The following is a 22,538-nucleotide window of genomic DNA, read 5'->3' as shown; positions in this document are numbered from 1 at the left end:
TGTTACTCGGGTGAGATGGAGTGGATGAGGCTGACCACCCGTGTGAGGACGTCGGGGTCGGTTTCCGGCGGGACGCCGTGGCCCAGGTTCAGGACGTGGCCGGGCGCCGAGGAGCCGGCCGCGATGACCTCGCGGACGTGGGCTTCAAGGACGTCCCACGGAGCGGAGAGGAGTGCCGGGTCGATGTTTCCCTGCAGGGGGCTGGATCCGCCCAGGCGGCGGTTGGCCTCATCCAGCGGGAGCCGGTAGTCCACGCCCACCACGTCAACGCCCACGTCCCGCATGGCCACCAGAAGCTCCGAGGTGCCGGTACCAAAGTGGATCAGCGGGGCGCCAAGGTGGCGGACATGGTCCAGGGCGCGGCGCGAGGCGGGGGCAACGAACCGCGTGTAGTCTGCCAGGCCCAGGGAGCCTGCCCAGGAGTCGAAGAGCTGGCCTGCCGAGGCGCCGGCCTCGAGCTGGGCCTGCAGGAACATTCCGGAGGCATCGGCCGCCCAGTTGGCCAGGGCCGTCCAGGTCTCCGGGTCAGCGTGCATCATGGTGCGCGGGCCCAGGTGGTCGCGGGAAGGCTTGCCCTCGACCATGTAGGCGGCCAGGGTGAAGGGGGCGCCGGCAAAGCCGATCAGCGGCGTCTTGCCCAGCTGGGCGACCGTGAGGCGGACGGCTTCGCGGATGGGTTCCAGGGCTTCCCAGGTGAGCTGTGGCAGGGCCGCGACGTCCGCGGCCGTGCGCACCGGCTTGTCCAGCACCGGGCCAACGCCCGGGACGATGTCCACGCCGACGCCGGCGAGCTTCAACGGGATGACGATGTCCGAGAAGAAGATCCCGGCGTCCACGTCATGGCGGCGGACCGGCTGGAGGGTGATCTCCGAAGCGAGTTCCGGCCGCAGGCACGAGTCCAGCATGGCGATGCCTTCCCGGACCTTGAGGTATTCCGGCAGCGACCGGCCGGCCTGGCGCATGAACCAGACTGGGCGCCGGGACGGCTTCCCGCCGCGGTAAGCCGTGATGAGCGGAGAGTCCGCGGTGCGGCCATCCATCAGCGGATGGTCTGCGGCGAGCATGCCGGCAGCGGAGGTGGCGGGGCTGGAAGTCATGCCTCTGATTGTGCCGAAAATCCGCCCCAAAAGATAACGACGGACTGTCATTGGCACAGGCCCGAAGCGGTGGGTGGCAGGAATCACAGCCGCGGCCGGCGCCCGGCCGCTCCAGGGAGTTGTTCTACGGTGCTGCGAAAAAGCTATGATTGGTCTGCTGTGGTTCTTTTTTCTCTGGTGGCTACACACGCCGACATCGACCTTGAGACTGTTGCTCACCTGAGCAACGGTTCCTCCGGGATTGCCACATCCGCACTGTCCGGATCGCCGGCAGTGACGGGTGCCGTTGTCCTTGCCACCTGCAACCGGTACGAAATCTATGGCGAAGCCCCCAACCCTGATGACGTGGAGGCCGCCCGCGCTGCGCTCGTGGCGCAGATCAGCGAGGCCAGCGGACTGAGCGAAACCATGGTGTCGCGCTCCTTCAGCACCCGCGTCGGCCCCGAGGTGAGCCAGCACCTGTTTGCCGTAAGCGCAGGACTGGACTCCGCCGTCGTCGGTGAACGCGAAATCGCCGGGCAGGTCCGCCGCGCCCTGATCACGGCCCAGCACGAGGGAACCGCCAGTTCCGGCCTGGTCCGGTTGTTCCAGGCGGCTTCGAAGACAGCCAAGGATGTCGGCGCCCAGACCGCCCTCGGTTCCCGTGGCCTCTCCATCGTTTCCGTCGCGCTGGACCTGGCCACGGACCTGTCCGAGAACCCGGACTGGTCCACCAAGAAGGTAGTCGTGTTTGGCACCGGCGCCTACGCCGGCGCCACCATGGCGCTGCTGCGGGAACGTGGCTGTACCGACATCTCCGTTTTTTCCTCCTCCGGCCGCGCTGAAGGTTTCGTGGCCACCCGCGGAGGCACTGCCCTGGACGCCGGCTCCCTGCACCCCGCCGTTGCCGCCGCGGACGTCATGATCGGCTGCAGCGGATCTGATACGCGCGTCGAGGCCAGCGAACTTGCACAGGTCCGCGCCAACTCGCCGCAGCCGCTCATCGCCATCGACCTGGCACTCACCCACGACTTCGACCCCGCCGTCGGCGAGCTGGACGGCGTGGAGCTGCTCACCCTTGAGTCCGTACGGCTCGCCGCGCCGCAGGAACAGGCCGAATCCCTTGCCCAGGCCAGCGGCATTGTCACCGGAGCGGCCAACGCGTTCGAACAGGAGCGCGAAGCGCGGTCCATGGACTCCGCCATCGTTGCCCTCCGGCGCCACACCATGAACGTGCTGGACGCCGAAATGGAAAAGGTGCGTGCCCGGCACGGCTGCACCGCCGCTGCCGAGGAAGTGGAGTTCGCGCTCCGCCGCATGGTCAAGCAGCTGCTGCACGTGCCCACGGTCCGGGCCCGCGAACTCGCCGCCAACGGGCAGCAGGACGACTACATCGCAGCCCTCGAAGCGCTCTACGGGATCACCGTGGAACAGCCTGCGGCACCCGCGGCCCCGCTGGCCGAATGCCCGGTGGACCACCAGGGCCTCGAAAGCGCCTGACCTGCCTCCCCGGCAACGCTCTCTCACATCCTGCGCAATTTCCGGCGACGCTCTCTCACATCCTGCGCAATTTCCGGCAACGCTCTCTCACTAACTCCGGAGAAGTGAGAGAGCGTCCTTCAATATGCCGCGTTAAGTGAGAGAGCGTCCGGGGCGGGCGTTCTGGGGCGTTCAGTAGACCGGCTTGGTCGGTTCCACTTCGCGCACCCAGGCCAGGATGCCGCCGTCGAGATGGCTCACCCGCTGGTACCCCGCCTTCCGCGCTGCCGCGAGTACGTTGCCGGACCTGGTGCCTCCCTTGCACAGGAACACCACGTCCCTGTCCTGCGGGATCTCCTGCCAGGCCTCCCCCGCGAGGATCCTGCCCTGCGGAACCAGGACAGAACCGTCGATCCGCACGATGTCGTATTCCCCGGGCTCCCGGACGTCCACCAGCTCAAAATCCTTCAGTCCGGCCTTCCGTGAGGCCAGCATGGTGGCCAGCTGCGCCGCGGTGACGGTGTGCTCGGTGTCGGTTTCCGGCTCCGGCGCAAGGCCGCAGAATGCCTCATAGTCAGTGAGTTCGGTGATGCGCGGCGCCGCGGGATCCTTCGCGACGCGGATTTCGCGCCAGCTGCCGCCCAGGGCGTCGAAGAGCGCGACGCGCCCGAGCAGGGAACGCCCGACGCCGGTAATCAGTTTGACGGCCTCCGTCACCATCAGCGACCCCACCGCCGCGCACAGCATTCCGAAGACGCCGCCCTCGCCGCAGGAGGGTACCGAACCCGCCGGGGGCGCCTCGGGATAGAGGTCGCGGTAGGTGGGCCCGTGTTTTTCCCAGAAGACGCTCACCTGTCCGTCGAAGCGGAAGATCGAACCCCAGACGTAAGGCTTGCCCAGGATGGCGGCAGCGTCGTTGACGAGGTAGCGGGTGGCAAAGTTGTCCGCACCGTCCAGGATCAGGTCGTACCCGGCGAACAGTTCGAGCGCATTTGCCGCGTCGAGGCGGTCCTTGTGCAGCCGGACCTCCACCAGCGGGTTAAGGGCATGGACCGCGTCCCGCGCTGATTCGATCTTGGGGCGTCCCACATCCGCCACGCCGTGGATGACCTGGCGCTGGAGGTTGCTGAGTTCCACCGTGTCGTCGTCGATGATTCCCAGTGTTCCCACCCCGGCCGCGGCGAGGTACAGCAATGCGGGGGACCCCAGCCCGCCTGCACCGATCACCAGTACTTTGGCGTTCTTGAGCCTCCGCTGCCCCACCGCGCCTATCTCGGGAATGATGAGGTGCCGCGAATAGCGCTCCACTTCCGCCGGTGTGAGTTCGCCTGCCGGTTCCACCAAGGGTTCCAGGGAAACATTTGCAACATTTGCGGTCAGAGACGAGGCCATACTTCAATGTATGCCCCGGGATACCGCCCGGTCATATTACCCCGCAGTAAAGTGGGTGTAACCGCAACGGAAAGAAGGACAACCGTGGTCCCAGAAGCACGCGCAGACCGCCCGTCCGCAGCACCGGAATCAGTCACCCGCCCCGCAGGCCAGCGCTCGGCACGGCTGCCGCGGGATGAACGCCGTGCCCAGCTCCTGGCGGCAGCCCAGGAAGTGTTCGTTGCCAACGGTTACCACGGGGCCGCCATGGACGAAATCGCGGAGACGGCGCGGGTCAGCAAGCCGGTCCTGTACCAGCATTTTCCGTCCAAACGTGAGCTCTATCTTGCCCTTCTGGACAGCCACCTGGCGGCCCTGACTGAGCTGCTGCTGGGAGCATTGAACTCCACCACGGATAACAAAGAGCGCGTCCAGGCCGTGATGCGCGCCTACTTCCGGTTTATCGCCAGCGATGACCAGGCGCACCGGCTTGTTTTCGAATCCGACCTTATTAATGACGCCGATGTCAGCTCCCGGCTGGAGACTTTGAACCGCACCTTCGCGGATGCCATAGCCCGGGTCATCGCAGAGGACACCAAGCTTCCTCAGCTGGAAGCCCAGCTGCTGGGCCGCGGCCTGGCCGGAATGGCCCAGGTGAGTGCACGCTACTGGCTGGAAACGGACGGGAATCTGGACCTGGATGTGGCCAGTGACCTCATTTACCGTTTAGCTTGGCGCGGAATCTCTCGTTTCCCCAAAGAGTCCTAGACTACAAATAAGAGAACACCTCGTTGAGGTCCCTGAACATTTGACCGGCTGGGAGGCCCCTGTGGAAATTAAGATCGGCGTGCAGAATGTTGGCCGCGAAATCGTACTGGAGTCCGCTGAGGACGCAGACTCCGTGGCCAAGGTCGTCGGCGAAGCCATCAACACGGGCAGCGAACTGCGCCTGAAGGACGACAAGGGCCGCCTGATCATCGTTCCCGGAAACGCCCTGGGCTACGTCGAAATCGGGGCCGAAGAAGTCCGCCGCGTAGGTTTCGGCCAGTTCTAGAACCCTTTGCCCGCGGCGGCCGCCTGGCCGCCGCGGCTTTAAGTTAAAGGAGATCCATGCTCTCGCTCACCATTGTCGTGCTCGCAGCGGTTGCCGCAGGATTCCTTGTGTGGGCCAATGACAAGCGCCATGCCAAGTACGGCGCCGGCCTCCCCGCGGGGGTTGCCGTTGCTGTGGCATCGGTGACCTGGACCATCCTCATGGCCGCAGGATTTGGCTACCTGCCCGGTTTGACCTGGCTGCCTTGGGTTCTTCCTGTGCTTCTCGGAACCGGCGCAGCCATCGCCGCGGTGGCCTACCTGGGCCGCACGCGCGCCCGGCAGGACACCGAGCGCCTGACCGCGGCCCTCCGCCTTTAGCGTTACAGGAACTCGGCCCGGCCCTCCATGGCGGATGACGCCAATGCATGTTCGCGCCGCGGTATACGCCCCGCAACCCTGGCCATCCTGCCGGCAGCCACCGCGTGTTTGAAGGCCGCACCCATCAGCGCCGGGTTCTGTGCCCGCGTCACCGCTGTCGCCAGCAGCACCGCGTCGCAACCCAGTTCCATGGCCAGCGCAGCGTCGGAGGCCGTACCGATCCCGGCATCCAGCACCACGGGAACGGAGGCGCGGGAAACAATCAGCCCGATATTGTGCGGGTTCAGGATGCCCAGACCCGTTCCGATAGGGGCACCCAGCGGCATCACGGCGGTGGCCCCGAGGTTCTCCAGCCGCAGCGCCAGGACGGGGTCGTCGTTGGTGTAGGCGAAGACCTTGAAGCCCCGGGCCACCAACTGTTCCGTGGCATCGACGAGCTCCACCGCATCCGGCAGGAGGGTCTGCTCGTCGGCAATGACTTCCAGCTTGATCCAGTCCGTCTCCAGGGCCTCGCGGGCCAGTTCGGCGGTGAGGACGGCATCCCGGGCCGTGAAGCAGCCCGCCGTGTTGGGAAGCACCCGGATCCCGTGGTCCACGAGCAGCTGGAACAGCGAGCCGGTCTCGGCCGGTGAATAGCGCCGCATGGCCACGGTTGTCAGTGCGGTGCCGGAGGCCAGGAGTGCGGCACCGAGACCCTCCAGGCTGGGCGCTCCCCCTGTCCCCATGATGAGCCGTGAGTGCAGCGGTATGCCGTCGATAACCAGGCCGTCAGCCGATGCTGTTTCCATGGCTGATGACGGGCGGCTTGTTTCGGTCACGGTGTCAGCCTCCCTGCACTGCGGTTACGAGCTCAACGTCGTCGCCCTCGGCGAGCGCCGTAGCGGACCACTGGCTGCGCGGAACCACGTGCGCGTTCTGCGCCACTGCCACGCCAAGCTTGCGCCCGTCGGCGGCCTGGCCGTCTGCTGCCAGCGGCCGGCCGGTGATGTCGCTGACCAGCGCAGCAACGGAGGCGCCGTCCGCCACGGCGCGCGGGCTTCCGTTCAGGATGATGTTCATGCTCTCTCCTTGGTGTCGTGGCGTGATGCGGCTGCGGAAAACCGGGCAGGGTCGAACGGCGCCCAGCGGGGGTCACGGGTGCCGTCCAGCAGGGCGCGGCAGACGGCCGCGGCCGCCGGCGCCAGCAGGACGCCGTGGCGGAAGAAGCCAGTGGCGACGACGAGCCCGGGGACGTATCCTCCGGCGGCGTCGGGCAGCGGTACGCGGCCCAGCAGGGGCGCGTTGTCCGGGGTTCCGGGGCGGGCCCGGGCGGTGCACTCGAGCAGTTCCAGTTCGGCGACGGCGGGGACCAGAGTCTGCGCGTCCCGAAGGAGCTGGTGAACCCCGCCGGCGGAGACGGCACCGTGCGCCGCTCCGGCCTCCGGACGGGCCGCCCCGCCCAGGGCGTCTTCGCGCTGGGTGGCGCCGATGACCACGGTTCCATCCTGCCGCGGCACCAGGTAGACCGGCACGCCATGAACCAGGCCCCGTACCGTCGCCGTCACCAACGGCCGGAGTTGCGTTGGCACGGCGAGCCGCAGGATGTCGCCGTACACCGGGCGCAGCGGCAGCGCCAGGCCCTCGGGCAACCCGCCCAGCGCTCCGGCGTGCAGACCGTTGGCGACCACGGTCTCCCGCGCAAGAACCTTTCCGCCGCCTTCCAGCAGGACTCCGGCCACGACGTCGTCCGCCCACGCCAGTCCCGCTGCCCTGGCCATTACCGCGTAACCGTCGACGGCGCCGGCAACCCTGGTGCCTGCCCCTCCCTCTCCGTCCGCGTGCCGGGAGAGCGCCAGCCGGAGGCAGGCCACCAGCTGCCGCGGATCCACCTGGTGGTCGGCGGGGGTGTCCAGGGCGCAGGCGATCGATGGGCTCAGGAGCGGTTCGCGGCGGCGTGCCTCCCGGACCGTGAGTGGCTCCACGTCGAGGCCGTTGGCCTTCTGCACGGCCCGAAGGTCAAGCAGCGCCTGCCTGTCCGCAGCGTCCGCGCCGACGGCGAGCGTCGGCGTCTCGAGGTATCCGGGGTCCGCGCCCGCGGCGGTTTTGAGGGCGGCCGCGAAACCGGGCCACCGGGAGGAGGATTCCAGCATCAGCTCCAGGAGGGCTTCCTCCTGGTAGTGAAGTTCGCTGACGGGGGCGAGCATTCCGGCCGCCGCCCAGCTGGCGCCGGTTCCGGGGGCATCATCCACCAGCACCACGGATCGGCCGGAGCGGCGGGCCTCCCACGCGATGCTGTGGCCTATCACCCCGCCTCCGACGACTGCCACGTCGGCACGCATTACGCCGTCGTCGGCCGCGCCGGATCCGCTGGTGGGGTTGCCCATATGGTTCCTTCCCTACGCCGGTATTAGCCGGATCAGGTCAAGCGGTCGGCTCTGACGCCCTCTCAGCCCGGCGCTTTTGTGACAGCTGCCGCAGGCTCCCGCAGTACGAGGCCAGTTTAGAGGAACTAGGCTTGCAGCCATGAATGTGTCCCCCGCTGCCGCCCTGGCGTCCGCGCGCCTGTACCTTTGCACCGACGCCCGCCGCGCCCACGGCGATTTTGCCCGGTTTGTCGATGCCGCGTTCGCCGGCGGCGTGGACATCATCCAGCTCCGGGATAAGGCCCTGGAGGCCGCGGAGGAGTTGGAGCTGCTCGAGGTGCTGCGCGAGGCTGCCGTCCGGCACGGCCGGCTGTGGGCCGTCAACGACCGGGCGGACATCGCGTCCCTTTCCGGGGCGCCCGTTTTCCACATCGGGCAGAAGGACCTTCCCCTCAAGGCAGCGCGCAGCCTCCTGGACGGCGCCGCGATCGGGCTTTCCACGCATTCGCCGGACCAGGTTGACGCGGCGGTGGCCGCGGCGCCGGGGCCGGCGGGCCTGGACTACTTCTGCGTGGGTCCACTGTGGGCCACGCCCACCAAGCCGGGGCGCGCCGCCGTCGGGCTGGACCTGGTCAGGCACGCCGCGTCCGTGGCGCCGGCCGGCCTGCCCTGGTTTGCCATCGGCGGAATCGACCACGGCAACGTGGACCGGGTGGCCGCTGCGGGTGCCCGCCGGATCGTGGTGGTCCGCGCCATCACGGAGGCGCCGGACCCGGCCGAAGCCGCTGCGTCGCTGCTCGCCGCCCTCGACGCCGCGGGTTAGCCCGGCTGTTCCTCGTTCCGGGGGTTTCGGGCTAGGCTGATTTTCGTGTCGCATCATCGGTTGGCTCCCAATGTCCACGAGCACAGGAACGCGCTCGAGGAGGCGTTGAGCGCGCTGCGTACCGAGCTGGAATTGCCTGCCGGATTCCCTCAGGAGGTCCTGGCGGATGCCGAAGCGGCCGTGGCCTCGCTGGACATGCCGGACTATGACCTGACGGACGTCGGATTCATCACCATCGACCCGGAATCCTCCACGGACCTGGACCAGGCCCTCTTCATTGAACCCGACGGCGGCGGCTACAGGGTGCTGTATGCCATCGCCGACGTGCCCGCTTTCGTCCGGCCGGGAGGCCCGCTGGACGCCGAAACGCGGCGCCGCGGACAGACCTTTTACGCGCCGGACGGCCGGATTCCGCTGCACCCGCAGGTCATCAGCGAAGGTGCCGGCAGCCTGCTCCCGGACCAGGACTGCCCGGCGTTTGTCTGGGACTTCCGGCTCAACAGCGCCGCGGAAGTCACTGCCGTCAACGTGCGGCGGGCACGCATCCGCAGCCGCGACAAGCTCAGCTACAAGGGCGCCCAAAAGGAGCTCGACGCGGGCACGGCGCCGCCGGTTCTCCAGCTGCTCAAAGAGGTAGGCCTCAAGCGCGTGGCGCTGGAGCGTGAGCGCGGGGGCGCCAGCCTGAACATGCCGGACCAGGAAATCGTCCAGCTTCCCGACGGCGGCTACCGGATTGCCGCCGCACCGCAGCTTCCCGTGGAGGACTGGAACGCACAGATTTCCCTCATGACCGGCATGGCCGCGGCCCGGCTCATGCTGGACGGTAAGGTGGGGATCCTGCGCACCATGCCTGCGCCGGACAGCCGCTCCCTGGACCACTTCCGGCTCCAGACCGAAGTCCTGGGCAAGCCCTGGAACGGGAAGATCAGCTACGGCGAATACCTCCGCACCCTGGACCCCACGGAGCCGCGCCAACTGGCCATTCTGCATTCGGCCGGGATGCTGTTCCGCGGCGCCGCCTACACCGCTTTCGACGGCACTGTCCCTGCGGATGCGATCCAGTCGGCCATTGGTGCGTCCTACGCGCACACCACCGCTCCGCTGCGCCGCCTTGTGGACCGTTTTGTCCTGGTGATCTGTGAAGCGCTGTGCAGCGGCGGCGGCGTGCCGGTCTGGGCGCGCGAGGCGCTGCCGCTCCTGCCAGGAATAATGGCGGGCTCCGACCAGCTGGCCAGCCGGATGGAGCGCATGGCGCTGGACACCGTGGAAGCCGCCCTGCTGGTCAACCATGTGGGGCAGGAATTTGACGCCATTGTCATTTCAGGGTCCCGGCCGCCCAAAGACAACGGCGGGACGTCCAACGGCAGGGACGGGAACGGGAAAAACGGCAACGGCAACGGCACCTCCGGCATTATCCAGATCGCGGAGCCGGCGGTGACGGCGCGCTGCGCCGGGGAGCTCAAACCGGGCACCAAGGTCCGGGTCCGTCTGGTTTCCTCGGACATCGCTGCGCGCCACGTGCATTTCGAACTCGTCCGCCAGGAGTCCGCCACCAGGGAACACGGCTAAATCCGGGGTTCCGGGCGTTTACGGCTAGACTGGTGCCTGTAGAAATGGATGCCCGGTCGTTGATTTCCTTTTTGAAACCAACAAGCCCGCCCCTACGCGATCTTGAGATACACCCGCCGGTCCCCAGTGCCGGCATTAGATAGCCCGCGATCGGCTTCCACTGGACTTGCTTGTGCGCCTGAGCGTGCTCCGGCCCCGCCCCCGGCGGAACCGTTGAGCAGGCAGCGCCATTGCCCAAATGAATAAGGAAACTCCACGTGAGTGAATTGCACACCCACCAGCTCTTGACGGACGAGTCCGGCACCGAAACCATCGAGCCGGAAGAGACCATCATCTCGGACGAGAAACCGCACGAGATCGAGGAGAAGTCCTTCGCCGACTTCAACGTCCGGGAGGACATCGTCGCGTCCCTGGCTGACGCCGGGATCACGCATCCCTTCCCCATCCAGGCCATGACCCTGCCCGTGGCGCTCTCCGGCCACGACATCATCGGCCAGGCCAAGACCGGTACCGGCAAGACCCTCGGCTTCGGTATCCCGGCCCTCCAGCGCGTTGTGGGACAGGACGATCCCGGCTACGACAAGCTGGCTGTTCCGGGCGCCCCGCAGGCCCTGGTCATCGTCCCCACGCGCGAACTTGCCGTCCAGGTGGCCAATGACCTGCAGACCGCCTCCAGCAAGCGCAATGCCCGCATCGCAACGATCTATGGTGGCCGCGCCTACGAGCCGCAGGTGGAAGCGCTGAAGAACGGCGTCGAGGTCGTCGTCGGCACCCCGGGCCGCCTGATCGACCTGTACCGGCAGAAGCACCTGAGCCTGAAGAACGTGCGGATCGTGGTCCTGGACGAGGCAGACGAGATGCTGGACCTCGGCTTCCTGCCGGATGTGGAGACCATCATCGCCGGCACCCCGGCAGTACGCCAGACGCTGCTGTTCTCCGCCACGATGCCCGGACCGGTGATCGCCATGGCCCGCCGGTACATGACGCAGCCCACGCACATCCGTGCCGCCGACCCCGACGACGAGGGCCTGACCAAGCGCGACATCCGCCAGCTGATCTACCGTGCACACAGCATGGACAAGATCGAGGTAGTGGCCCGGATCCTGCAGGCCAGGGGCCGCGGCCGCACCATCATCTTCACCAAGACCAAGCGGACGGCCGCGAAGGTGTCCGAGGAGCTGGTGGACCGCGGGTTCGCCGCTGCCGCCATCCACGGCGACCTGGGCCAGGGCGCCCGCGAGCAGGCCCTGCGTGCCTTCCGCAACAACAAGGTGGACGTCCTGGTGGCCACGGACGTGGCCGCCCGCGGCATCGACGTTGAAGACGTTACCCACGTGATCAACTACCAGTGCGTTGAAGACGAGAAGATCTACCTGCACCGTGTGGGCCGCACCGGCCGCGCCGGAAACAAGGGCACGGCCGTCACCTTCGTGGACTGGGACGACGTCCCCCGCTGGGCGCTGATCAACAAGGCCCTGGGCCTGAACGTGCCCGAACCGGTGGAAACCTACTCCTCCTCGCCACACCTGTACACGGACCTTGACATTCCCGAGGGCACCAAGGGCCGCCTGCCCCGCGATAAGCGCACCCTGGCCGGCGTGGACGCAGAAGTCCTGGAGGACCTCGGCGAAACCGGCAAGAAGAACGGCCGCGGCGGCCGCGACTCCGGCGCACCCCGTGACCGCGACCGTGAGCGCACCCGTGGTGGCCGTGGCCGCCCGGCACGCAGCGGTGAGTCCCGCAGCACCGAAGGGGCGGGCCGCTCCGGTGAGCGCCGCCGTCGTACCTCCGATGCCGTGGAAGCAGCTGACAGCGGCGCGCAGGCGCCCCGCTCCGAGGATGCCCAGCCGTCCCGTGCCCGCCGCACCCGGACGCGCACCCGCCGCCGCAACGGCGAAGTGGTGGCCGGCGACAAGGGCATGCAGCCTGGCGCCGAGGGCTAACAGCGTCGATGACTGACGCTGTTTGGGCGCCGGACGGCGGCAGCCTGGTGGTACACGCGGACAACGCGGACTACCTCCCCACGCTGCCGGACGGCGCCTTCACCCTTATTTATGTGGACCCGCCGTTCAACACGGGCCGGGTGCAGCGCCGCCAGGAGACCCGGATGGTGGCCAACTCCGGTGGCAGCGGGGACCGCGTAGGCTTCAAGGGCCGCTCCTATGACACCATCAAGGGCGCGCTGCACCGCTACGACGACGCGTTCAGCGACTACTGGTCCTTCCTGGAACCGCGACTCGTGGAGGCCTGGCGCCTGCTGGCCGACGACGGCACGCTGTACCTGCACCTGGACTACCGCGAGGTCCACTACGCCAAGGTCATGCTGGATGCGATCTTCGGCCGGGAGTGCTTCCTGAACGAGATCATCTGGGCCTACGATTACGGCGCGCGTGCCAGGACCCGCTGGCCCACCAAGCACGACAACATCCTCGTCTACGTAAAGAACCCGGCGAAGTACCATTTCGACAGCGCCGAAGTGGACAGGGAACCGTACATGGCTCCCGGCCTGGTGACACCCGCCAAACGCGAGTTGGGAAAACTTCCCACGGACGTGTGGTGGCACACCATCGTCTCTCCGACGGGCAAGGAAAAAACGGGCTATCCCACGCAGAAGCCGGAGGGGCTGGTCCGCCGCGTGGTGGCTGCGTCCAGCCGGCCCGGGGACTGGTGCCTGGACTTCTTCGCAGGCTCCGGGACACTGGGCGCCGTGGCCGGCAAACTGGGGCGGAAGTTCGTGTGCGTGGACCAGAACCAGCCGGCCATCGAGATCATGGCCAAGCGCCTCGGGGCGCACGCCACGGTAGCGGCTTTCCCGCCCAGGTAGGCAGCGCCTGGTGCCCTTTCGGGCCCTGGAAGGACGCTTCGCGCTACCCGGTCGGGAGGGCGGGGCCGGGGCGGACGACGGCGGTCCCGGTCCCCAATTCCTCGATCCTCGCCAGCACCTCCGGTGCAGTCAGGTTCTCGCCGAGCAGGTTTGGCTTACCGGTCCCGTGGTAGTCGGAGGAGCCGGTGACCAGGAGACCATGCCGGGCCGCGAGCCGGCGCAGGTACTCCCGGCCCTCCTCCGGGTTGTCCCGGTGGTCGATCTCCAGGCCCGCCAGGCCGGCGTCGATCATCTCCTGGTAGACGCGCTCCCCCACGATGCGTCCCCGGGAAGACGCCACGGGATGGGCGAAAACCGGAACGCCCCCCGCAGCCCGCACAAGTTCGACGGCAGTGGTGGGGTCGGGAGCGTAGTGCTGGATGAAGTAGCGGGACCTGGAGGTCAGGATCGAGGCGAAGGCTTCCGAGCGGTCCTCCACCACGCCCGCAGCGACCAGCGCATCCGCGATGTGCGGGCGGCCGAGGGTAGCGCCCGGGGCGACATGGTGGATGACGTCGTCCCAGGTCAGCGGATAGTCCTCCGCGAGCAGGGTGACCATCCGCTCCGCGCGGGTGTGCCGCGCGTCCTTGGCCTTGGTGATTTCCTCGAGCAGGCCCGGGTGCTGCGGGTCGTGCAGGTAGCTCAGGAGGTGCACACTGATGCCCTCTTCCGTCCTGCAGGAAACTTCCATGCCCGGCACCAGAGCAACGCCAGACTCCTGCACGGCGGCGGTTGCCTCCGCCCAGCCGTCCGTGGAGTCGTGGTCGGTCAGTGCCACCACATCCAGGCCGGCCCGGGCAGCGGAGGCCATGACGTCGGCGGGTTTCTCCGTACCGTCGGAGACATTGGAGTGGGCATGCAGGTCGATCCTCACCTGTCCAGCCTAGTTGACCCCTCCCCCGCACGGACGCAAGCGCTGTCCACGCCGTTGTTCGCATTCGCCGTGGAGCTGGTGAGACGATGGTGCCGTGAACCATCCCGAAAACACTCCCGCCCCTGCCTCCCAGCCGCTGGATGAGCGCGTCAACAACCGCTCGCAACGGCCCAGTTCCGATGCGTTCAAGGCTTTCATGGCCAGCAACTGGGCCCCGTCCGGCCAGGAGCTGCCTGCGCGCGACGCCGTTGCCGCACATGCCGCGAACCGCCGCACCGCCATTTCCGCCCAGTTCAAGGGCGAACGCCTGGTCATCCCCGCCGGTCCGCTGAAGGTCCGCTCCAATGACTGCGACTACCGCTTCCGACCTCACTCCGCTTTCGCACACCTCACAGGCCTGGGCCTGGACCATGAACCGGACGCAGTCCTGATTTTGGACCCCGTGGCAGAAGGCACGGGCGACGGCGGCGCGCACCACAGTGCCACGCTGTACTTCCGGCCCCTTGCCGGCCGGGACACGGAGCAGTTCTACGCCGACTCCCGGTCCGGTGAGTTCTGGATCGGTGCCCGCCCCACGCTCGCCGGGTTCGCAGCCCGGCTGGGCCTGAAGACGGCGCACATCGACCAGCTGGAAACGGCCATCACCAAGGACGTCGGAGCGCCGGAAATCGGCGGCATCCCGGTCCGCCTGGTGCGCAAGGTGGACGAAAACATCGACGCCCTGGTGGACACAGCCCGTTACAACACCGCCAAGGACCCGGACAACCTGGATTTCGGGGTGTTCGACGCCCTGGACGAAAAGCTCAGCGAAGCCCTGTCCGAACTGCGTCTGATCAAGGATGAGTGGGAAATCGAGCAGATGAAGCTCGCCGTTTCCGCCACCGTGGAAGGTTTCGAGGAAGTTGTGCGGTCCCTGCCGCGGGCACTCACCCACAGCCGGGGCGAGCGCGTCGTCGAAGGCGCCTTCTTTGCCCGCGCGCGCGAAGTGGGCAATGAGCTGGGATATGACACCATCGCCGCCTCCGGCAACAACGCCACGGTGCTGCACTGGACCCGCAACACCGGCAGGATCAACGCCGGCGAACTGCTGCTGCTCGATGCCGGCGTGGAGGTGGACTCGCTGTACACCGCCGATATCACCCGGACCATCCCTGCCAACGGAGTATTCTCGGACATCCAGCGCAAGGTTTATGAGGCGGTCCTCGAAGCGGCCGACGCCGGCTTCGCCGCCGCGCAGCCCGGCGCCCGCTTCCGGGACATCCACACCGCGGCAACCACCGTGCTGGCGGAACGGCTGGCTGAATGGGGCCTCCTGCCGGTAAGCGTCGAGGAAGCCGTCAGCCCCGAGGGCCAGCAGCACCGGCGCTGGATGCCGCACGGCACCAGCCACCACCTGGGCCTGGACGTCCACGACTGCGCGCAGGCGAAGCGCGAACTCTACCTCGACGGAATCCTCACCGCGGGAATGGTGTTCACGATCGAGCCGGGCCTGTACTTCAAGCGGGAGGACCTGGCGATCCCGGAGGAGTACCGCGGCATCGGCATCAGGATTGAGGACGACATCCTCATGACCGCAGACGGACCGGTCAACCTCAGTGCGGCCCTCCCCCGTGAAGCCCAGGACGTGGAGGACTGGATGGCCGGAATCTACCGCGAGGCCGAAACCGCCTGACCGGTGCAGTTTTTGTCCATTTGGAGGCCGTAAGACAGCCATTCCAAATGGACAGAAACTCCGGGGACCGGGGGTTAGGGGCGGGGTTCGTCTTCAGGCTTGGTTGGAGCGGGCTCCTGCCCGGGCTGCTCGTCGCCTGCCTTGCCGGGTTCGGCGTGCTGCGGCAGCCTGATCCCGTACTGGGGACGTCCGTCCGGAAGGTCCGGGAACCTGACCTTCCGCACAGGTGCGGAAGGCTGCTGCTGCTGCGCGCCGCCGTCGTTCTGCGGCTGTGGCTGCTGCGGCGCCGGCGGTTCCGGCTGCTGGCGCTGGCCATAGGGGTCGTTCCAGCCCGAGGGCCGGACCGGGCCCTGCTGGGGGCCCTGCTGGTACGGTCCGGGCTGCTGGTACGGTCCGGGCTGCTGCCGCGGATCCGGGTGGCCGTACGGCTGGTACGGCTGGTTCTGGTGCCCGCCCTGCTGGAACGCGGCGTCCGAGCGGTTCATGGGCAGCTGCTGCAGGAGGCGGCGGGCCTCGTGCGCCGCCTCCGGGGAAACGATGACGTCATAACTGGTGGCCACCACCTGGCTGGTGGACGTGAAGTCGCGCTTGCCGCGCTGCATGGCGTAGGTGACGATTCCGAACAGCATGAAGAAGGCCGCACCCATGAGCACCGAGGTCAGGATGGAGAAGTAGCCGGGAGACGGTGCGAAGAAGGACAGCAGGACGCCCACGAAGAGACCGAACCACATGCCGCTCAAGGCCCCGGACAGGGCGACGCGGGGGTAGCTCAGCCGCCCCGTGACGCGCTCGACCATCTTTAGTTCGTTGCCCACGATGGAAACCATGTGAACCGGGAACTGCTGGTCCGCGAGGTAGTCCACGGCCTTTTGGGCATCAAGGTAGGAATTGTACGAACCCACCGTATCGCCGGTGGGAACCGCCCGGGCGTCGTCCATGCCGCCGGGGCCGCCGGCCTTGGGAGCACCAAAAATGTTTGCCATGGTTCCATTCTTGCCCATGGGGATGTGTGCTGCCTGTAAATTCAGCTAAAAGAGAGCAGACTCGGTAGCCTGTAGGAATGAGCACAACTCCCACACGCGTCTTCGTGGCCCGGCTCCTGGGCCTGGACGTCTTCGACCCCCTGGGTGACCGGCTGGGCCGCCTTCGGGACGTGGTTGTGCTCTCCCGCGGGGCCCAGGGAGCGCCGCACGTCGTCGGCATCGTGGTGGAAGTTCCCGGCAAGAAGCGCGTGTTCGTCCCCATGACGCGGATTACCTCCATCGACCAGACGCAGATCATTTGCACCGGCCTGGTCAACCTGCGCCGGTTTGAACAGCGCGGCGCGGAAACCCTGGTGGTGGCCGAGATGTTCGACCGCCGGGTCACCCTGCGCGACGGCAGCGGCGATGCCACCATCGAGGACCTCGCGATGGACCAGCACCGTTCGCGCGACTGGTTCGTGAGCAAGCTGTTCGTCCGCCGCGGCCACTCCCTGTCTCCCCTGAGCCGGCTGCGCCGCAACGAGACGCTGATCATCGACTGGGCTGACGCCCTCCAGGGGCCGCGCACGGAGCCGCAGGCCGCCACCCAGTTCGTGGCGAACCATGAGGACCTGAAGCCTGCGGACTTCGCCGAAGCGCTCCAGGAGATGAGCGACAAACGCCGGTTCGAGGTGGCCAGCGAGCTCCAGGACGAACGCCTGGCGGACGTCCTGCAGGAACTCCCCGAAGACGACCAGGTGGAGATCCTCTCCGCCTTGGACGTCCAGCGCGCCGCTGACGTGCTCGAGGAAATGGATCCGGACGACGCCGCAGACCTCCTGGGCGAGCTCCCCTCTGCCCAGGCGGAGGAGCTGCTCCAGCTGATGGAGCCTGAAGGCGCCGAGGACGTCCGCCGCCTCCTGGAGTACGACGAGGACACCGCCGGCGGCCTCATGACGCCCGTACCGGTGATCCTGCCGCCGGAGGCCACCGTGGCCGAGGCTTTGGCCCACGTCCGCCGCGAGGAACTGTCCCCGGCATTGGCCTCCTCCATCTTCATCGCCAGGCCCCCGCTGGAAACCCCCACGGGCAGGTTCCTGGGTGTGGTCCACATTCAGCAGCTGCTCCGCTTCCCGCCGTTCGAACCGCTGGGCAACCTGGTGGATAAGAACCTGGAACCGCTCTCGGACCAGGCCCACATCAGCGAAGTGGCCCGCACCCTGGCCACGTACAACCTGAACTCCTTGCCCGTGGTCAATGACGCCGGCCGGCTGGTGGGGGCGGTGACTGTTGATGACGTCCTGGACCACCTGTTGCCGGATGACTGGCGCGCCCATGATGGCGAAGCCCCGATAAGAAAGCTCGGTGGCCGCATTGGCTGACAACAGCGCTCCCAAGAACCCGAACCAGCGGCCGCACTCCCGCGCTTCAGGCAAGGGCAGCCTGGACACTCCGCTGGCTGGCCGTCAGCGGCTGTTGCCCAAGTTCTCCCCGGACCCGGATGCGTTCGGCCACGCCACTGAAGGCTTCGCCCGTTTTATGGGCACCCCGCAGTTCCTGGTCTACATGACGGTGTTCTGCATCTTCTGGCTGGCCTGGAATACCTGGGCGCCTCTGGAATGGCAGTTCGACTCCCGTGACCTGGGTTTCACCCTGCTGACCCTGATGTTGTCCCTGCAGGCCTCCTACGCCGCCCCGCTGCTGCTGTTGGCCCAGAACCGGCAGGATGACCGGGACCGCGTCTCACTCCAGCAGGACCGGCAGCGCGCTGAACGGAACCTCTCGGACACCGAGTACCTGACCCGCGAACTGGCATCACTGCGCATCGCCCTCCGCGAGGTTGCTACCCGCGACTACGTGCGGGCGGAGCTGCGTTCCCTCCTTGAGGACATGCTGGAGGCGCAGGAGGAACTCCGGACGCACGATCCCTCCGGCCCCGGCTCGCACGAGTCCCCCAAGGACAAGGTCAGGGAAAAGCTCAAGGAGCAGCGGGACCGGCAGCGCCAGCCGCGCACGCAGCAGATTCCACGGGTCAAACCCGGACATTCCGCCCAAGACCGTTAATTCCGCACGCTGCCCAATCCGCCGCGTCCACACCGTGAAAGCCGAGCCGCGAACCCCATGAGCTCCTCCGTGGATCCCGCCCCTTCCGAGGCCATCAGCCTGGCGGTCCAGGCCGCGCTGGCCACAGTGATCGACCCCGAGCTCCGCAAACCGATCACGGAACTCGGCATGGTGGAGTCGGTCTCAATTTCCGCCGACGGCCGCGTCTCCGTCGCTGTCCTGCTCACCATTGCCGGCTGCCCGCTCAAGGACACCATCACCGCCGATGCCGGAAAGGCGCTGTCCGCGGTACCGGGCGTGACCGCCGTCGACGTTGAACTGAAGGTGATGAGCCAGGCCCAGCGGGACGCCCTCAAGGAGCAGCTGCGGGGCCCGGGGGGACAGCGCGGCATCCCGTTCAACGCACCCGGATCCCTGACCAAGGTCTTTGCCGTCGCCAGCGGCAAGGGCGGCGTGGGCAAATCGTCGGTCACCGTGAACCTCGCGTGCGCGCTGGCAGCGCAGGGCCTCCGGGTGGGAATCGTGGATGCGGACGTCTACGGCTTTTCCGTGCCCGCCCTGATGGGCATCACCAACGCCCCTACCCGGGTGGACGACATGATCCTGCCGCCGGTCGCCTACGGGGTCAAGGTCATCTCCATCGGCATGTTCGTCAGCGGGAACCAGCCGGTCGCCTGGCGCGGTCCCATGCTCCACCGGGCACTGGAACAGTTCCTGACGGACGTCTACTTCGGCGACCTTGATGCGCTCTTCCTGGACCTGCCGCCCGGGACGGGGGACATAGCGATTTCCGTGGCGCAGCTCCTGCCCAAGGCTGAAATATTGGTGGTCACCACCCCGCAGGCCGCGGCTGCGGATGTCGCGGAGCGTGCCGGTGCGATCGCCACCCAGACGGGCCAGAAGATCGCCGGGGTGGTGGAGAACATGTCCTACCTGGAAATGCCCGACGGCGGCAGGATGGAATTGTTCGGCAGCGGCGGCGGCGCCGTGCTCGCCTCGCGGCTGGCCGGGATGGTGGGTACCGACGTGCCGCTGCTGGGCCAGATCCCGCTGGACATCCAGTTGCGTGAAGGGGGCGACGCCGGCGTCCCGATTGTGCTGGGGCAGCCTGCGACTCCCGCCGCCGCAGCCCTGACCGGGATTGCGGGCCGGCTGGCCGCTCGGCCGCGCGGCCTGGCGGGGCTGAACCTGGGGGTCCAGCCGCGCTGACGCGCGGAACCGTTCAGGTTGCTTCGGTGTCGAAGGGCGCTGCTTCCCCGGCTGCCAGCCGCTGGACCACGCGTTCAGGCCGCCGGGACGCGGCCTCGGCGGCTGCCACACCGGAGGCAGCCGCCACCGCGGCAGGCGCGCCTGCGCTCATGGGCTTGGAATCGTCCTCGAGCAGTGCTTCCTTGATGATGCGGCGGGGATCGTACTGGCGCGGATCGTACTTCTTCCAGTCGACGTCATCGATGTCGATGCCGACCTCGTCCTTGATCTGCTCCCGCGCGCCGGAGGCCATGCGCCGGACTTCCTTGACCACGTTCGCCAGCTTCTGGGTATATTCGGGCAGCCGCTGGGGGCCGATCACCAGGATGCCGATGAGCAGCAGGAGGATGAACTCCGGGCCGTTGATTCCAAACACCCTAGGAAGATTACCCTCTCCGGGCACCGGGCGGCGATTCGATTGCCGGGCGGCTGCCGGCAGCCTAGCGGGCGGGTGCCAGGAGTGCCGAGACCTTCGCCATTCCGCGCTGCAGCCGGGCACCCAGGGAGTCCTCCCCCGGGCCGCCGGGGGACGCATCCGAAGCCGCCCCGGCACCGCCTGAAGCCCGGGCATCCATGACCCTGAGGATGGGCACGGCGTCATCCGCGCGGTCCGCCGGAAGGTCCGACTCGTAGGTAAACGTCCGGCCGTCCGCACGGTAGGTGGCGGTCCACGGTGAGGAGTCCAGCACATGCAGCCTGGCAGTTGCCTGGCCGCCCTGCCCGAAGCCGCCCGGCCCGGGGCCGCGCTGCTCGGTGATCGCGGCATAGTGCGAGCCGTCGCTCAGGCGCAGTTCCACCGCGGGGCGGCCGTCAACGATGACTGCCCGGGCGGACTCCACGTGAAAGCCCATGGCTGCCAGGTCCGGGCAGGCCCAGCCGTCAGAGCGCAGCCGGGATAACTCGACGGCGCTGAGCGTCCGTCCGTCGGCGGGCGTCTGCGCGGAGGCGTGGGACAGCGCTGCAATTGCGGACTCATCGGCGGGCGGTTCTCCCGCCATGACGAACGCACCCGCGGCCAGGAGGCCCGACGCCGCCACGGTGCCCCCGGCGGCGATGGCAAGGACGCGGACCACCGGGCGCTGTGGCCGGGCGCGCTTCCTGGGTTCCGCGGCGAGTTCGTGGGTCCGCTCCAGCAGGCGCGCGGTCAGGTCATGGCTGGCGGGCGGGATGGGTGCCTGGCGCAGCCGTTCGAGGTACTGCCGTTCGCGGTGCACGGCAGCCGCACAGTCAGCGCATGCCGACAGGTGGCTGCTGGTGCGCTGGTGCCTGCCGAAGGGGAAACCGGGCTTCATGCGCCGTTCAGAGGATGCCGGCGATGCGCGGCATCGAGAGCTTGCGGCGGGCCTGCTGTGGACGCGGATCACGGTGCGCCAGCTTCTCCCGGAGCATGGTGCGCCCCCGGTGGATGCGGGAGCGGACCGTGCCAAGCTTCACGTCCAGGGCTTCCGCCACCTCGTCATAGGAGAGCCCTTCAAGATCGCAAAGTACGACGGCGGCACGGAAGTCCGGGGGGAGCTCCTCCAGCGCTGCCTGCACGTCGAGGTCCAGGTTGTTCAGCTCGAAGCTCAGTTCGGGGCCGGGTTCGCGGCCGGGCAGGCGGGACTCGGCGTCCTCGGCGAGTGCATCGAACCGGATGCGCGTCCTGCGTCGGGCCTGGTCCAGGAACAGGTTGGTGGTGATGCGGTGCAGCCAGCCATCCAGCGTGCCGGGCTTGAAGTTCTCCAGGGAGCGGAACACCCGGACGAAAACCTCCTGGGTGAGGTCCTCGGCGTCGTACTTGTTGCCGGTGAGGCGGTAGGCGAGCCGGTAGACCTTGGCGGAGTGGTTGGTCACCACTTCCTCCCAAGTGGGACGGACCCACTCGGTTTCATGTTGGTTTACTGCAGGGACAGGTGCCACAACTGATGATGACATCGTCCACTCCCCTCGTGGAATGCTTTCGCCCGGATACTGTTGACATCTCTGATTCGGCGCCGGCCACCTTTTGGATGAGCGGATATTCATCATGTCAAACCTGGCTGGGAATTTCCTGACCGCAGCAGGCACCGCGCCGCCGCCGGGACACCCTGCAGGTCCGAGGGTCCACGGCCGGAACCAGTAGGCTGTAGGAGACATTCCCCTGCCGCCCAGAAAGCGAATTCCCATGAGCGCCGACAAATCCACCAGCTGGTCCTTCGCAGAGAATCTGCCCGCTGAGGATGAGGTCATGCTGCGCGCCCGGGAACGGTCCTTCGAACTGGGCGTCAACGCCGTCAGCCCCGGCGTGGGTGCGGTCCTCACCGTCCTCGCGGCGGCGTCGAAAGCCCAGACCGCCGTCGAAATCGGCACCGGCGCCGGCGTTTCCGGCGTCTGCCTCCTGCGCGGCCTTGGCCCGCAGGCGGTCCTGACCACTATCGACGTTGACGTAGAGCACCTGAAGGCCGCCCGGGAAGCGTATGCGGAGGCCGGGAGCCCCGCCAACCGGACCCGCACCATCTCCGGCCGGGCCGGCGATGTGCTGCCCCGCCTCACGGACGGCGCCTACGATCTGGTGTTTATCGACGCGGACAAGCCGGGTGTTCCCGGCTATGTGGAGCAGGCCATCCGGCTGCTCAAACGCTCCGGCATGTTGATTATCAACGACGCCCTCGACAAGGACCGGGTGGCCAACCCCGCAGGCCGTGAGCCGAACACCGTGGTGCTGCGCCAGGTAGGAAAGGCCATCCGGGACGACGAGCGGCTGGCGTCGGCCATGCTTCCTACCGGCGACGGGCTGCTGGTGGCCGTCAAGAAGTAGCCTGGA

23 protein-coding genes and 1 riboswitch are annotated in these 22,538 nt (G+C 67.8%); of the genes, 13 read left to right on the top strand and 10 right to left on the bottom strand.

The genetic code is table 11. The features are described from left to right. Positions 1–2: 2 nt before the first annotated feature. The gene (gene hemE / locus ACIQCN_RS01165) at positions 3–1,097 is read right to left on the bottom strand and encodes a uroporphyrinogen decarboxylase (RefSeq protein WP_400603172.1); all 1,095 of its coding nucleotides are present in this window, start codon (positions 1,095–1,097) and stop codon (positions 3–5) included. A 159-nt stretch (positions 1,098–1,256) separates the two neighbouring features. Here hemE and ACIQCN_RS01160 point away from each other — a divergent pair, with 159 nt between their 5' ends. Further along, complete coding sequence (locus ACIQCN_RS01160) at positions 1,257–2,576, top strand: glutamyl-tRNA reductase (protein WP_400608969.1); 1,320 nt, start codon at positions 1,257–1,259, stop codon at positions 2,574–2,576. A gap of 171 nt (positions 2,577–2,747) precedes the next feature. Here the strand turns inward: ACIQCN_RS01160 and moeB are convergent, their stop codons facing one another. Continuing rightward, positions 2,748–3,947 carry a molybdopterin-synthase adenylyltransferase MoeB gene (gene moeB / locus ACIQCN_RS01155; protein ID WP_400608967.1) on the bottom strand — a complete coding sequence of 400 codons (1,200 nt, stop codon included), beginning with the start codon at positions 3,945–3,947 and terminating at the stop codon, positions 2,748–2,750. A gap of 84 nt (positions 3,948–4,031) precedes the next feature. Between moeB and ACIQCN_RS01150 the strand changes: the two genes are divergently transcribed. The 3 genes from ACIQCN_RS01150 (at position 4,032) to ACIQCN_RS01140 (ending at position 5,339) form a co-directional block, all read left to right on the top strand. Further along, positions 4,032–4,694, top strand: a complete 663-nt coding sequence (locus ACIQCN_RS01150; protein ID WP_400603169.1) for a TetR/AcrR family transcriptional regulator — start codon at positions 4,032–4,034, stop codon at positions 4,692–4,694. A 61-nt stretch (positions 4,695–4,755) separates the two neighbouring features. After that, positions 4,756–4,980: a DUF3107 domain-containing protein gene (locus ACIQCN_RS01145; protein WP_400603168.1), complete on the top strand. Its 225-nt coding sequence runs from the start codon at positions 4,756–4,758 to the stop codon at positions 4,978–4,980. A 56-nt stretch (positions 4,981–5,036) separates the two neighbouring features. Beyond that, positions 5,037–5,339, top strand: a complete 303-nt coding sequence (locus tag ACIQCN_RS01140) for a hypothetical protein (protein ID WP_400603167.1) — start codon at positions 5,037–5,039, stop codon at positions 5,337–5,339. A 2-nt stretch (positions 5,340–5,341) separates the two neighbouring features. Here ACIQCN_RS01140 and ACIQCN_RS01135 read toward each other — a convergent pair whose 3' ends face one another. The 3 genes from ACIQCN_RS01135 to thiO form a co-directional block, all read right to left on the bottom strand. Continuing rightward, positions 5,342–6,127 (bottom strand): thiazole synthase, encoded by a 786-nt coding sequence (locus ACIQCN_RS01135; protein ID WP_400609327.1) that lies wholly within the window; start codon positions 6,125–6,127, stop codon positions 5,342–5,344. Positions 6,128–6,161: 34 nt separating this feature from the next. Then, positions 6,162–6,398, bottom strand: coding sequence for a sulfur carrier protein ThiS (gene thiS, locus ACIQCN_RS01130; protein ID WP_400603165.1), 237 nt, complete (start codon positions 6,396–6,398; stop codon positions 6,162–6,164). Further along, complete coding sequence (gene thiO, locus ACIQCN_RS01125) at positions 6,395–7,702, bottom strand: glycine oxidase ThiO (protein WP_400608965.1); 1,308 nt, start codon at positions 7,700–7,702, stop codon at positions 6,395–6,397. Before thiO ends, thiS begins: the two co-directional genes overlap by 4 nt. Further along, positions 7,695–7,814, bottom strand: a riboswitch (TPP riboswitch). (Overlaps the previous gene by 8 nt.) A 27-nt stretch (positions 7,815–7,841) precedes the next feature. Between thiO and thiE the strand changes: the two genes are divergently transcribed. From thiE to ACIQCN_RS01105, 4 genes are all read left to right on the top strand, one after another. Further along, positions 7,842–8,504: a thiamine phosphate synthase gene (gene thiE / locus ACIQCN_RS01120; RefSeq protein ID WP_400608963.1), complete on the top strand. Its 663-nt coding sequence runs from the start codon at positions 7,842–7,844 to the stop codon at positions 8,502–8,504. A gap of 45 nt (positions 8,505–8,549) precedes the next feature. Further along, positions 8,550–10,073 carry an RNB domain-containing ribonuclease gene (locus ACIQCN_RS01115; protein WP_400603162.1) on the top strand — a complete coding sequence of 508 codons (1,524 nt, stop codon included), beginning with the start codon at positions 8,550–8,552 and terminating at the stop codon, positions 10,071–10,073. Between the two features lie 257 nt (positions 10,074–10,330). Next, on the top strand, positions 10,331–12,016 hold the full coding sequence (locus ACIQCN_RS01110; protein ID WP_400608961.1) for a DEAD/DEAH box helicase: 1,686 nt from the start codon (positions 10,331–10,333) through the stop codon (positions 12,014–12,016). 8 nt (positions 12,017–12,024) lie between these two features. After that, complete coding sequence (locus ACIQCN_RS01105; protein ID WP_400608959.1) at positions 12,025–12,897, top strand: DNA-methyltransferase; 873 nt, start codon at positions 12,025–12,027, stop codon at positions 12,895–12,897. A 43-nt stretch (positions 12,898–12,940) separates the two neighbouring features. Here ACIQCN_RS01105 and ACIQCN_RS01100 read toward each other — a convergent pair whose 3' ends face one another. Beyond that, on the bottom strand, positions 12,941–13,810 hold the full coding sequence (locus ACIQCN_RS01100; protein WP_400608957.1) for a PHP domain-containing protein: 870 nt from the start codon (positions 13,808–13,810) through the stop codon (positions 12,941–12,943). 94 nt (positions 13,811–13,904) lie between these two features. On the opposite strand from ACIQCN_RS01100, the gene ACIQCN_RS01095 reads away from it, so the two are divergent. Beyond that, positions 13,905–15,482 (top strand): aminopeptidase P family protein, encoded by a 1,578-nt coding sequence (locus ACIQCN_RS01095; protein WP_400603158.1) that lies wholly within the window; start codon positions 13,905–13,907, stop codon positions 15,480–15,482. A gap of 74 nt (positions 15,483–15,556) precedes the next feature. Here ACIQCN_RS01095 and ACIQCN_RS01090 read toward each other — a convergent pair whose 3' ends face one another. Next, positions 15,557–16,465, bottom strand: a complete 909-nt coding sequence (locus ACIQCN_RS01090; protein WP_400608955.1) for a general stress protein — start codon at positions 16,463–16,465, stop codon at positions 15,557–15,559. A gap of 77 nt (positions 16,466–16,542) precedes the next feature. On the opposite strand from ACIQCN_RS01090, the gene ACIQCN_RS01085 reads away from it, so the two are divergent. From ACIQCN_RS01085 to ACIQCN_RS01075, 3 genes are read left to right on the top strand one after another with little or no spacing between them, the layout of a single operon-like run. Further along, complete coding sequence (locus ACIQCN_RS01085; RefSeq protein ID WP_400603156.1) at positions 16,543–17,826, top strand: magnesium transporter MgtE N-terminal domain-containing protein; 1,284 nt, start codon at positions 16,543–16,545, stop codon at positions 17,824–17,826. Beyond that, positions 17,810–18,508 (top strand): DUF1003 domain-containing protein, encoded by a 699-nt coding sequence (locus ACIQCN_RS01080; RefSeq protein WP_400603155.1) that lies wholly within the window; start codon positions 17,810–17,812, stop codon positions 18,506–18,508. Before ACIQCN_RS01085 ends, ACIQCN_RS01080 begins: the two co-directional genes overlap by 17 nt. 57 nt (positions 18,509–18,565) lie before the next feature. After that, positions 18,566–19,717, top strand: coding sequence for an Mrp/NBP35 family ATP-binding protein (locus tag ACIQCN_RS01075; RefSeq protein ID WP_400603154.1), 1,152 nt, complete (start codon positions 18,566–18,568; stop codon positions 19,715–19,717). A gap of 13 nt (positions 19,718–19,730) precedes the next feature. Here the strand turns inward: ACIQCN_RS01075 and ACIQCN_RS01070 are convergent, their stop codons facing one another. From ACIQCN_RS01070 to sigE, 3 genes are all read right to left on the bottom strand, one after another. Then, positions 19,731–20,132 (bottom strand): Sec-independent protein translocase TatB, encoded by a 402-nt coding sequence (locus ACIQCN_RS01070; protein ID WP_400603153.1) that lies wholly within the window; start codon positions 20,130–20,132, stop codon positions 19,731–19,733. 64 nt (positions 20,133–20,196) lie between these two features. After that, positions 20,197–21,048, bottom strand: coding sequence for an anti-sigma factor (locus tag ACIQCN_RS01065; protein ID WP_400608954.1), 852 nt, complete (start codon positions 21,046–21,048; stop codon positions 20,197–20,199). 7 nt (positions 21,049–21,055) lie between these two features. Further along, positions 21,056–21,670, bottom strand: a complete 615-nt coding sequence (sigE, locus tag ACIQCN_RS01060; RefSeq protein WP_400603151.1) for an RNA polymerase sigma factor SigE — start codon at positions 21,668–21,670, stop codon at positions 21,056–21,058. Positions 21,671–21,899: 229 nt separating this feature from the next. Here sigE and ACIQCN_RS01055 point away from each other — a divergent pair, with 229 nt between their 5' ends. Then, positions 21,900–22,532, top strand: a complete 633-nt coding sequence (locus tag ACIQCN_RS01055; protein ID WP_400608953.1) for an O-methyltransferase — start codon at positions 21,900–21,902, stop codon at positions 22,530–22,532. The last annotated feature ends 6 nt before the right edge of the window (positions 22,533–22,538 follow it).

It is taken from the genome of Pseudarthrobacter sp. NPDC092424 (assembly GCF_044754925.1).
Classification (GTDB): Bacteria; Actinomycetota; Actinomycetes; order Actinomycetales; family Micrococcaceae; genus Arthrobacter.
The sequence above is the reverse complement of the archived record's forward strand: the minus strand, read 5'-3'. Positions and strand labels throughout refer to the sequence as shown.

What these genes read in the sequence shown, in the direction of transcription:
- moeB (WP_400608967.1), bottom strand. Translation starts at nt 3,947, where the DNA reads ATGGCCTCGTCTCTGACCGCAAATGTTGCAAATGTTTCCCTGGAACCC.
- ACIQCN_RS01075 (WP_400603154.1), top strand. Translation starts at nt 18,566, where the DNA reads ATGAGCTCCTCCGTGGATCCCGCCCCTTCCGAGGCCATCAGCCTGGCG.
- ACIQCN_RS01055 (WP_400608953.1), top strand. Translation starts at nt 21,900, where the DNA reads ATGAGCGCCGACAAATCCACCAGCTGGTCCTTCGCAGAGAATCTGCCC.
- sigE (WP_400603151.1), bottom strand. Translation starts at nt 21,670, where the DNA reads ATGTCATCATCAGTTGTGGCACCTGTCCCTGCAGTAAACCAACATGAA.
- ACIQCN_RS01105 (WP_400608959.1), top strand. Translation starts at nt 12,025, where the DNA reads ATGACTGACGCTGTTTGGGCGCCGGACGGCGGCAGCCTGGTGGTACAC.
- ACIQCN_RS01065 (WP_400608954.1), bottom strand. Translation starts at nt 21,048, where the DNA reads ATGAAGCCCGGTTTCCCCTTCGGCAGGCACCAGCGCACCAGCAGCCAC.
- ACIQCN_RS01090 (WP_400608955.1), bottom strand. Translation starts at nt 16,465, where the DNA reads ATGGCAAACATTTTTGGTGCTCCCAAGGCCGGCGGCCCCGGCGGCATG.
- hemE (WP_400603172.1), bottom strand. Translation starts at nt 1,097, where the DNA reads ATGACTTCCAGCCCCGCCACCTCCGCTGCCGGCATGCTCGCCGCAGAC.
- thiO (WP_400608965.1), bottom strand. Translation starts at nt 7,702, where the DNA reads ATGGGCAACCCCACCAGCGGATCCGGCGCGGCCGACGACGGCGTAATG.
- thiS (WP_400603165.1), bottom strand. Translation starts at nt 6,398, where the DNA reads ATGAACATCATCCTGAACGGAAGCCCGCGCGCCGTGGCGGACGGCGCC.
- thiE (WP_400608963.1), top strand. Translation starts at nt 7,842, where the DNA reads ATGAATGTGTCCCCCGCTGCCGCCCTGGCGTCCGCGCGCCTGTACCTT.
- ACIQCN_RS01085 (WP_400603156.1), top strand. Translation starts at nt 16,543, where the DNA reads ATGAGCACAACTCCCACACGCGTCTTCGTGGCCCGGCTCCTGGGCCTG.
- ACIQCN_RS01140 (WP_400603167.1), top strand. Translation starts at nt 5,037, where the DNA reads ATGCTCTCGCTCACCATTGTCGTGCTCGCAGCGGTTGCCGCAGGATTC.
- ACIQCN_RS01135 (WP_400609327.1), bottom strand. Translation starts at nt 6,127, where the DNA reads ATGGAAACAGCATCGGCTGACGGCCTGGTTATCGACGGCATACCGCTG.